At 76.1% G+C, this 9,389-nt stretch carries 10 protein-coding genes and 1 pseudogene; 6 read left to right on the forward strand and 5 right to left on the reverse strand.

The genetic code is table 11. From position 1 onward, the window contains the following. Window positions 1-279 (reverse strand): annotated as a pseudogene (locus ACWENR_RS27280) (hypothetical protein); the annotation flags it as partial. Between the two features lie 100 nt (window positions 280-379). Between ACWENR_RS27280 and ACWENR_RS27285 the strand changes: the two are divergent. Then, window positions 380-895: a DUF488 domain-containing protein gene (locus ACWENR_RS27285; protein WP_452279810.1), complete on the forward strand. Its 516-nt coding sequence runs from the start codon at window positions 380-382 to the stop codon at window positions 893-895. Between the two features lie 15 nt (window positions 896-910). On the opposite strand, the gene ACWENR_RS27290 is transcribed toward ACWENR_RS27285, so the two are convergent. Continuing rightward, window positions 911-1,537 carry a TetR/AcrR family transcriptional regulator gene (locus ACWENR_RS27290; RefSeq protein ID WP_452279811.1) on the reverse strand — a complete coding sequence of 209 codons (627 nt, stop codon included), beginning with the start codon at window positions 1,535-1,537 and terminating at the stop codon, window positions 911-913. 196 nt (window positions 1,538-1,733) lie between these two features. On the opposite strand from ACWENR_RS27290, the gene ACWENR_RS27295 reads away from it, so the two are divergent. Both ACWENR_RS27295 and ACWENR_RS27300 read left to right on the forward strand, forming a co-directional pair. Further along, window positions 1,734-3,173 carry an MFS transporter gene (locus ACWENR_RS27295; RefSeq protein WP_452279812.1) on the forward strand — a complete coding sequence of 480 codons (1,440 nt, stop codon included), beginning with the start codon at window positions 1,734-1,736 and terminating at the stop codon, window positions 3,171-3,173. Window positions 3,174-3,404: 231 nt separating this feature from the next. Beyond that, window positions 3,405-4,193 (forward strand): SDR family NAD(P)-dependent oxidoreductase, encoded by a 789-nt coding sequence (locus ACWENR_RS27300; RefSeq protein WP_452279813.1) that lies wholly within the window; start codon window positions 3,405-3,407, stop codon window positions 4,191-4,193. Window positions 4,194-4,237: 44 nt separating this feature from the next. On the opposite strand, the gene ACWENR_RS27305 is transcribed toward ACWENR_RS27300, so the two are convergent. Genes ACWENR_RS27305 through bioB form a run of 3 tightly spaced genes read right to left on the reverse strand, consistent with a single transcriptional unit; the run spans window position 4,238 to window position 5,972 of the window. Beyond that, window positions 4,238-4,744: a GNAT family N-acetyltransferase gene (locus ACWENR_RS27305; protein WP_452279814.1), complete on the reverse strand. Its 507-nt coding sequence runs from the start codon at window positions 4,742-4,744 to the stop codon at window positions 4,238-4,240. A gap of 5 nt (window positions 4,745-4,749) precedes the next feature. Next, window positions 4,750-4,968: a biotin synthase auxiliary protein BsaP gene (gene bsaP / locus ACWENR_RS27310; RefSeq protein ID WP_452279815.1), complete on the reverse strand. Its 219-nt coding sequence runs from the start codon at window positions 4,966-4,968 to the stop codon at window positions 4,750-4,752. Window positions 4,969-4,976: 8 nt separating this feature from the next. Further along, the gene (gene bioB, locus ACWENR_RS27315; RefSeq protein ID WP_452279816.1) at window positions 4,977-5,972 is read right to left on the reverse strand and encodes a biotin synthase BioB; all 996 of its coding nucleotides are present in this window, start codon (window positions 5,970-5,972) and stop codon (window positions 4,977-4,979) included. 156 nt (window positions 5,973-6,128) lie between these two features. On the opposite strand from bioB, the gene ACWENR_RS27320 reads away from it, so the two are divergent. The 3 genes from ACWENR_RS27320 to ACWENR_RS27330 all read left to right on the forward strand — a co-directional run bounded on the left by ACWENR_RS27320 (window position 6,129) and on the right by ACWENR_RS27330 (window position 9,318). Beyond that, window positions 6,129-7,265: an 8-amino-7-oxononanoate synthase gene (locus tag ACWENR_RS27320; protein ID WP_452279817.1), complete on the forward strand. Its 1,137-nt coding sequence runs from the start codon at window positions 6,129-6,131 to the stop codon at window positions 7,263-7,265. Between the two features lie 79 nt (window positions 7,266-7,344). Further along, on the forward strand, window positions 7,345-8,049 hold the full coding sequence (gene bioD / locus ACWENR_RS27325) for a dethiobiotin synthase (protein ID WP_452279819.1): 705 nt from the start codon (window positions 7,345-7,347) through the stop codon (window positions 8,047-8,049). 54 nt (window positions 8,050-8,103) lie between these two features. After that, window positions 8,104-9,318, forward strand: a complete 1,215-nt coding sequence (locus ACWENR_RS27330; protein ID WP_452279818.1) for a sensor histidine kinase — start codon at window positions 8,104-8,106, stop codon at window positions 9,316-9,318. Window positions 9,319-9,389 lie beyond the last annotated feature (71 nt).

Genomic DNA, 9,389 nt, shown 5'->3' on the forward strand with positions numbered 1-9,389 from the left:
CCGCAGATCGGCGCGACCCTGGGCGCGGTGATCGTCAGCCTCGTGGCCTTCGCCACCGACCTGCGGGTCGGCATCGCCTGCGCGGTCTTCTTCCTTCCCCGAGGTCCAGACGTCGTTCTGGCGTCTCATGTCGGCCGCCCAGTGCCGCACGTCCATGTGGTGCGCCCCGTCGATCTCGGTCAGCGAACGGGTCGCCTGGGCGGTGGTGACGACGCCGGCCTGTTCGAACGCCAGCCAGTCGAGCGCGTCGGCCCCGTCGGCCGGTGGGTCGGCGTACACCCTCGCAGCCTCGCCGCCGGCCGCGCCGCCCGCCGCCCCGCGCGGGCATCCCGGGCGGTAGCCGGCCGGGATTCGGGGCATTCCTCTTCTCGTGGAGCTGGTGACGGTGGGACACGGGGCCGCGGACCGGGCGCGGCTGGGGGAGCTGCTGACGGCCGCCGGGGTCGCGCTCGTCGTGGACGTGCGGCGGTTTCCGGCCAGCCGGACCAATCCCGACGTACGCCGGGAGGAGCTGGCCCGCTGGCTGCCGGCGGCCGGCGTGGACTACCGCTGGGAGCAGCGCCTCGGCGGCCGGCGGCACACCCCGGCCGGGGTCGACGAGCCGGACACCTGGTGGACCGTGGCCGCCTTCCGGGCGTACGCGGCGTACACCCGTACCGCCGACTTCCGGGCGGCGCTGGACGCGGTGCTGGCCGACGCGGCGGCCCGGACCACGGCGGTGATGTGCAGCGAGAGCGTCTGGTGGCGCTGCCACCGGCGGCTCATCGCCGACGTCGCCGTGCTGGGTCGCGGCGTGCCGGTGCGCCACCTGATGCCCGACGGCCGGCTCGCCCCGCACCGCCCCGCCGACGGCGCCCGCCCCGTGGCCGACGGGAACCTCGTCTGGGACGGGTGAGGGCTCCGGCGACCCCTACCGGGGCTGGTCGGCGGCGGTCACCCAGACCCCGGCGCGCGCCGCGGCGAGGGCGGCGTCCGCGGCGTCGTGGGCGTCGGCCTCCGTGAGGGGCGCGCCCGTGTTGAGCAGCGCGTAGTAGAGCGGGGCGGAGACCGCCGCGATGACGCGACGGGCGTCGGTGCCGGCGGGGATTTCGCCGCGGTGGACGGCGTCGGTGACGCAGCCGGCCCACTCCTCGATGCGGGTGGTGTAGAAGCGGTGCAGCGCCTCGGCGGCCTGCTCGTTGCAGAGTGAGGCGGCGATCAGGGCCTTGAACAGCCGGCCCTGCCGGGGGTCGGTGAGGGTCTGGACCACCAGGCGCGCGTTGGCGCGCAGGTCGCCCTCGACGGAGCCGGTGTCGGTGCGGGGCAGGGACTGCGCGGCCATGTCGTCGAGCAGGTCGGCGGCGAGCGTGCCGGAGGTGCCCCAGCGGCGGTAGACCGTCGTCCGGCCGACCCCGGCCCGGCGGGCGACCTCGGCCAGGTCCAGCGCCTCGAAGCCCGCCTCGGCCAGCACGTCGGCGGCCGTCTGGAGGACTGTCTCGCGGACGCGGGCGGTGCGGCCACCGGGCCGGACGGTGCCGGGGGCGGGGGTGTCAGCCATGGAACGGATCTCCTTCGTGCGGCGCTTCACGATGCCACAGAACACCTTATCGGGATTGTGGTTCCGTTACGGCTCTCCGGGGTGGTACGGTCTGCGACGTAACGGGATCGCAGTCCCGTTAAGTGGTCCGATCGTTCCCGGGCCCCGCCGCCTCCTCCGCCGGTTCCGACCCGGCGGACCGAACGAAACGAAGGTCATGTCCGCAACCACCGTCGCGTCGCCGCGCACCGCGCCCCTCGCCCCCGCCGTCCCGCACCGGCTGACCGGCCGGCTCCGGCTGGTCCTCGCCGTCCTGCTGGTCACCCAGTTCATGCTCGCCGTCGACTTCTCGATCCTCAACGTCGCGCTGCCCGCAATCGGCGACGGGCTCGGCTTCTCGCTGTCCAACCTCCAGTGGATCGCCACCTCGTTCGCGCTGAGCGCGGCCGGGTTCACCCTCCTCTTCGGCCGCATCGGCGACCTGGTCGGCCGTAAGCGGATCTTCCTCGGCAGCATCGGCCTGCTCGGGGTGGCCTCCCTCGTGGGCGGGCTCACCACCAGCCCCGAGGTGCTGATCGTCGCCCGCGTCCTCCAGGGCCTGGCCACCGCGGCCGCCACCCCCGCCGGCCTGTCCCTGCTGACCACCTCCTTCCCCGAGGGCCCGCTGCGGCAGAAGGCCCTCGGCCTCAGCGGCGCGTTGATGTCCGCCGGATTCACCACCGGCGCCATCCTCGGGGGCGTCCTCACGGACGTGCTGTCCTGGCGCTGGGCCTTCTTCATCAACGTGCCCGTCGCCCTCGCCGTCCTGCTGGTCGCTCCCTCGGTCATCCAGGAGTCGAAGCCGGCCGGCCGGCCGAGGCTCGACCTGCCCGGCGCCCTCGCGGTGACCCTCGGCCTGCTCGGGCTCGTCTACGGTCTGACCCAGGCCGGCGAGCACGGCTGGACCAACCCGCACGCCCTGACCGGGCTGGTCGCCGGCGCGCTGCTGCTCGTCGTGTTCTACCTCGTCGAGCGGAAGGTGGCCCAGCCGCTCGTCCCGCTGGGGGTGCTGCGTCGCCGCAACGTGGCCTGGGGCAACGCGCTGGGGCTGCTCGCCTTCGTCACCGAGACCTCGCTGGTCTACCTGCTCACCCTGTACATGCAGAAGACCCTCGGCTTCTCCGCCCTGGTCGCCGGGATCTCCTTCGGCGTCCTGGGCCTCGGCACCGTGGTCGGCGGACTGCTGGCCCCGAGGGTGATCGCCCGGACCTCCACCCTGACCACGCTGGTCGCGGGCGGCCTGATCCAGGCCGTCTTCACCGCGGCGCTGATCTTCCTGGGCGCGGGCACCGCCCCCTCGATGGCGCTGCTCCTGCCCGCCACGTTCTTCGGCGGCGTCGGCAACATGCTGGTCATCGTCGGCTTCATGGTCACCGCCACCAGCGGGCTGCCCGACCGGGAGCAGGGCCTGGCCACCGGCCTGGCCACCATGTCGCAGCAGGTCGGCATCACCATGGGCACCCCGATCATGTCCGCGATCGTCACGGCGGTCACCGCAGGCGCGACCACCGCCGCCGCGATCCTGGACGGCGTCACCGTCGCGATCGCCGTCAACGCCGCCCTGGTGGCGCTCGGGGTCCTCATCGCCGCCGTCTTCCTGCGGGCCAGGCGCGCCTGAACGCGACCCCCGGCCGGCCGCGCCCGACGCGGGGCACCCCCGGCCACGGGCCACCCTTCGACCGAGATCCGACCCGCCGACCGGCTCGGCCACCCCCGGGCCGGTCGGCCCGCCACCCCGCCGGTCGGCCCGTCGACTCCGGCGGGTCGGCTCGACCGGCGTCCGAGGGGCGGACGGCGCACCGTTCGCCCCTCGGGTCATCCCTCCCATCCCTCCCCGGAAGGAAAGATCATGGATCTGCAGCTCACCGGCAAGGTCATCCTCGTCACCGGCGCCACCAGCGGCATCGGCCTGGCCACCGCCCGCCTGTTGACGGACGAGGGAGCCCGCGTGATCGCCGTCGCCCGCGGCCGGGCCGACCCCCGCGCCCTTCCGGAGACCGTCGACCTGCACCGCGCCGACCTCACGGACCGCGAGGCCGCCGCCCGGGCGGTCGCCCACGTACTGGACCGGCACGGAAAGCTGGACGGCCTGGTCAACAACGCCGCCGCCCTGGTCTCCCGCGACAGCTTCGCCGACATCGACGACGACCAGTGGCACGCCACCTTCGAACTCAACCTGCACGCCGCCGTACGGCTCACCCGCGCCGCCCTGCCCCTGCTGGCGGCGAACCCCGACGGCGGCAGCATCGTCCACGTCGCCAGCGAGGCCGCCCGGCTCCCCGACGCCTCGATCGCCGACTACGCCGCCGCGAAGGCGGCGCTGCTGTCGGTGTCCAAGTCCCTGGCCACCTCCCTCGGGCCGAGCGGCATCCGCTCCAACGTCGTCTCGCCCGGTCCCACCCGGACGGCCCTGTTCGACGCGCCCGGAGGCTTCGCCGACCAGCTCGCCAGGCGCCTCGACCTGCCGGCCGACGAGGCCGTGGAGCACTTCGTCCGCACCGAACGCCGCCTGCCCACGGGCCGCCTCGGCACCCCGGAGGAGGTGGCCGGCGTCATCGCCCACCTGCTGTCCCCACGCGCCGGGCAGGTCACCGGCGCCGAGTGGAGCATCGACGGTGGTGCCCTGCGTCAGCTGTAGCCGCCTCGACCACCTCGCAACCGGCGGCGTCAGCCGCCGGACGGTCAGTCGGCCAGCTCGTCGGCGAGCAGGTCCATCAGCAGCCCGTCGTGCCACCGCCCGTCCTCGCCGCGCTCGTAGCGGCGCAGCACCCCGACGGGGCGGAAGCCGACCTTCGCGTACGCCCGGACGGCCGCCGTGTTCGCCGCCGCCGGGTCGATCGTGAACCGGTGGTGGCCGTACTCGTCGATCAGGTGCCGGACCAGGGTGCGGATCGCGTCCCCGCCCAGCCCCGCGCCGCGTACGGCCGGGTCGAGGAAGACGTCCATGCTGGCGTGCCGGTAGTCCGGGTCGTCCTCGGCGTACCACTGGATCGCGCCGACCACCCGGCCGCCGTGCTCGATCGCGTACACGGAAAGGGACCCGTCGGCGAGGTCGGCGCGGACGGCGGCGGCGAGGTCGTCGCCGCCGCGCCACCAGCGCCGGACCTCCGGGGTGGCCCGGATCGCGGCGAGCGCCGGCACGTCCCCGGCCGTCGCCGGCCGCAGGGTCACCGCCCGGCCCCGCAGCATCGCCGTCAGCCCCGGATCTCGCCGTGCTCGACGCAGACGGCGGCCCAGCCGACCGGCAGCACCTGCACCTTCATCCGGCGGCGGCAGTGCGCGCAGAAGCGCGGCGGCTCGAGCACCCGGGCCGCCGCGCACGCGTCGTGCGGGCCCGCCGCCGCCTCACCACAGCGGTCGCACCAGGCGGCCGACGTCGCGTCGGCCGCCGGCACCGCGTCACTCGTCGTCACCGGGCTGGTCACAGCGTCGCGGAGAGCGCCTTGACCGGCATCTTCAGGTCGTCGAGCAGCTCCAGGTCGGCCGTCGCCGGCCGGCCCAGGGTGGTCAGGTAGTTGCCGACGATCACCGCGTTGATGCCGCCCAGCAGGCCGTCGCGGGTGCCCAGGTCGCCGAGGGTGATCTCCCGGCCGCCCGCGTACCGCAGGATGGTGCGCGGCATCGCCAGCCGGAACGCGGCGATGGCGCGCAGCGCGTCCTTGCCCTCCACCACCGGCCGGTCGCCCAGCGGAGTGCCGGGGCGGGGGTTGAGGAAGTTCAGCGGCACCTCGTGCGGGTCCAGCTCGGCGAGCTGCGCGGCGAACTCGGCCCGCTGCTCCACCGTCTCGCCGAGGCCGAGGATGCCGCCGCAGCAGACCTCCATGCCCGACTCGCGGACCATCCGCAGGGTCTCCCAGCGCTCCTCCCACGAGTGCGTGGTGACCACGTTGGGGAAGTAGGAGCGGCAGGTCTCCAGGTTGTGGTTGTAGCGGTGCACGCCCATCTCGACCAGCTCGTCGACCTGCTCCTGGCTGAGCATGCCCAGGGAGGCGGCCACCTGGATGTCGACCTCCGCCTTGATCGCGGCGACGCCCTCGCGCATCTGCTTCATCAGCCGGGCGTCGGGGCCGCGCACGGCGGCCACGATGCAGAACTCGGTGGCGCCGGTCGCGGCCGTCTGCTTCGCCGCCTCGACCAGGGAGGGGATGTCCAGCCAGACCGAGCGCACCGGCGAGGTGAACAGGCCGGACTGCGAGCAGAAGTGGCAGTCCTCGGGGCAGCCGCCGGTCTTCAGCGAGACGATGCCCTCGACCTCCACCTCGGGGCCGCACCAGCGCATCCGCACCTCGTGGGCGAGCTGGAGGGCGGCGGGCAGGTGCTCGTCGGGCAGGTTCAGCACGGCGAGGACACCGGCCTCGTCGAGACCGACGCCGTTCTCCAGCACCTGGGTTCGGGCCTGGTCGAGGATCTCTGGCATGGCTCGTACCCTACAAGGCCGCCCGAGCGGGGAGAACGCCCCGCGTGTCGGGCCCGCGACGGCGGGGTGGACACGCCGGGCCGCGACGGGCGGGTGGTAATTTCGCCCGGCGGAAGCGGCCGACGAGGGTCGGCGCGGGCAGCGTGGGGGGTGACGGTGGCGGACTGGCTGACGGCGCTCGACCGCCGCGCCGAGCTGCGCGCGAAGGCGGGACTGACCCGCCGGCTGCTGCCCCGGGCCGCCGGCGACGCCGTGGTGGACCTGGCCGGCAACGACTACCTCGGCCTGGCCGCCCACCCCGAGGTCACCGCCGCGGCGGCGCGGGCGCTGTCGGCGTACGGGCTGGGCGCCACCGGGTCGCGGCTGGTGCGCGGCTCCACCGACGCCCACCACGCGCTGGAGGACGCCCTCGCCGACTGGCTCGGCGCCGACCGGGCGCTGGTGTTCTCGTCCGGCTACCTGGCCAACCTCGCGGCCGTCCGGGCGCTCACGCGGCCGCGTACGCTGCTCGTCTCCGACGCCCACAACCACGCCTCGCTGATCGACGGCTGCCGGATCTCCGGCGCGGAGACCGTGGTGACGCCGCACGGCGACGTGGCGGCGGTGGCCGCCGCGCTCGCCGCCGCGCCCGGGCGGCCGGCGGTGGTCGTCACCGAGTCGGTCTTCTCCGTCGACGGCGACCTCGCCCCGCTGGCCCGCCTGCACGCCGTCGCCCGGGAACACGGCGCGCTGCTGCTCGTCGACGACGCGCACGCCCTCGGGGTGACCGGTCCGGCGGGCGCGGGGGGCGTCGCCGCCGCCGGCCTCGCCGGCCAGCCCGACGTGGTGGTCACCGCCACCCTGTCCAAGGCCCTCGGCGGGGCGGGCGGGGTGGTCGCCGGGCCGGCGGAGTTCGTCCGGCACGTGATCGAGACCGGGCGGACGTTCATCTTCGACACCGCGCTGCCCCCGGCCGTCGCGGCCGGCGTGCACGCCGCCGTCGGCCTGGCCCGCGCCGGCGACGACCTGCGCGCCGAGTTGGCGGAGCGGGCCGCCCTCGTGGTGCGCCGGCTGACCGCCGCCGGCCTGACCGTCTCCGATCCCGACGGGGCGGTCGTCTCGGTCGCCGCGCCCGGGCCGGAGGCGGCGACGGCGTGGGCGGCCGACTGCCGCGACCGGGGGGTGGCCGTCGGCTGCTTCCGCCCGCCGTCCACGCCCGACAGTCGGTCGCGGCTGCGGCTGACGATCAGCGCGGGGGTGCCCCGGCGGGACTTCGAGCGGGCCCTGGAGACCATCGTGGAGTGTGCACCGTGAGCGCGAGGAGTGAGCCGGTCTTGCGAGCCCCGCAGTCGCGAACCGAGGCGACACGGTGACGGTGCCCTGGCGGGGGCCGGTGCTGGTGACCGGCACCGACACCGAGGTCGGCAAGACCGTGGTGACGGCGGCGACCGCCGCCGCCGCGCAGGCCGCGGGCCTACGCGTCGCGGTGGTCAAGCCGGGCCAGACCGGTACGGCCGGCGGCGAGCCCGGCGACGTCGACTCCGTCAACCGGCTGGCCGCCCCGCTGACCGGCCGCACCCTGGCCAGCTTCCCCGACCCGCTCGCCCCGCTGGCCGCGGCCCGCGTCGCCGAGCTGGAGCCGCTGGAGCTCTACACCGCCGTCGACGCCGTCCGCGAGGAGGCCGAGAAGCACGACCTGGTGCTGGTGGAGGGCGCCGGCGGGCTGCTCGTACCGATGGGGCTGCGGCCGTCGGGGGAGCCCTGGACGGTGGCCGACCTGGCGGTCTCGCTGGGCTCCCCGGCCGTGGTGGTGGCCCGGGCGGGGCTGGGCACCCTCAACCACACGGCGCTCACCCTGGAGGCCCTGGAGCGGCGGGCGGTGCCGGCCGGCGTGGTGATCGGCGCCTGGCCGGCCGACCCGGAGCTGGTGCACTGGGCCAACCTGACCGAGCTGGTGCCGAATCTGCTGGGCGCGCTGCCGGCGGGCGCCGGATCGATGGATCCGGGGGTGTTCCGGCGCTCCGCGCCGGGCTGGCTGACGCCGGCGCTCTACGGGGTGCTCGACGACTGGCGCGCCTGGGCCGAGGAGATCAGCTGAGCACCTGACTTTCGTCGGTGCCCGCCCGCGTCGGCCCTGGGTAGCCTGGCCGCCGTGGAGAGCGGGCGGGGCGGTGGGTGGTGGTCCCGGGCGGAGGCCCGGCGGCGGGCCGGTGACGTGCTGTTGTGGCTGGTGACCGCCGCCCCGATCGGGTACGCGGGCGTCACCCCGCCGCACTCCGGGCGGGCCGTCGCCCTGGCGGGGGGCGCGCTGCTGTCGCTCGGCGTGGCGGTCGCGGTGAGCCGGCGGTGGCCGGTGGCGGCCGTCGTCGTGGTGGTGGTCGGCTCGCTGCTGGACGGCAACTTCCTCTTCTCGATCCCGGTGTTCAGCTACCTGGCCGGGCGCCGCAGCGCCACCGCCGCGCCGGCCGCGGTCGCCTTCGCCGTGCTCGCGGCCGGCGGCACCGCGCTCAACCTGGGGCTGCTCGGCACCGGCGCGGCCACCTGGTTCCTGCTCGCCTCGGTGCTGCTCTTCGCCGGCGTGTTCCCGTGGCTGGTCGGCCGGTACCGGCGCCAGCAGCACGAGCTGAACGAGGCCGGCCGCTGGCACGCCGAGGCGTTGGTCCGGGAGGAGCGCGGCGCCGCCGAGCGGATCCGGCTGCGGGAGCGGGCCCGCATCGCCCAGGAGATGCACGACTCGCTCGGCCACGACCTGAGCCTGATCGCGTTGCGCGCCGCCGCCCTGGAGGTCGCCGCCGATCTGGGCCCGCGGCACCGGGCCGCCGCCGGGGAGCTGCGGGCCAGCGTCGCGACCGCCACCGAGCGGCTGCACGAGATCATCGGGCTGCTCCGCGAGGAGGGCGGCGCCAGCTCCACCCGGCCCGCCGAGGAGACCGTCGCGGAGCTGGTCGACGGCGCCCGGGAGGCGGGCATGGCGGTCCGGCTGGCGGCGCCCCCCGACACGGCCGAGCTGCCGGCGCGGGTACGGCTCGCCGCGCACCGGGTGGTCCGCGAGGCGCTGACCAACGCGGCCCGGTACGCCCCGGGCGCCGCGGTCGACGTGCGCCTCGCCCGCGGCGGCGACCAGATCGAGGTGTCGGTGGTCAACGCGCGGCCGCCGGCCGGCCCGCTGCCCGGCCCGCCGTCGCACGGCAGCGGGCTGCTCGCGCTCGCCGAGCGGGTACGCGTCGCCGGCGGGTCGCTCGTCTCCGGCCCGCAGCCCGACGGCGGCTTCGCGGTGCGGGCCGCGCTGCCGGTCACCGGTCCGTCCGGGGTCGACGTGACCGGCCCGCCGGACGAGCCGGTGCGGCACGGGCCGGTGCGCCGCTGACCGGCCGGCTCGCGGACCGGGTGGACAGCCGCGTCCTGCTCGTGACGGCGGGGCTGGCCCAGACCGGCGTC

This window comes from Micromonospora sp. NPDC004336 (assembly GCF_053602615.1).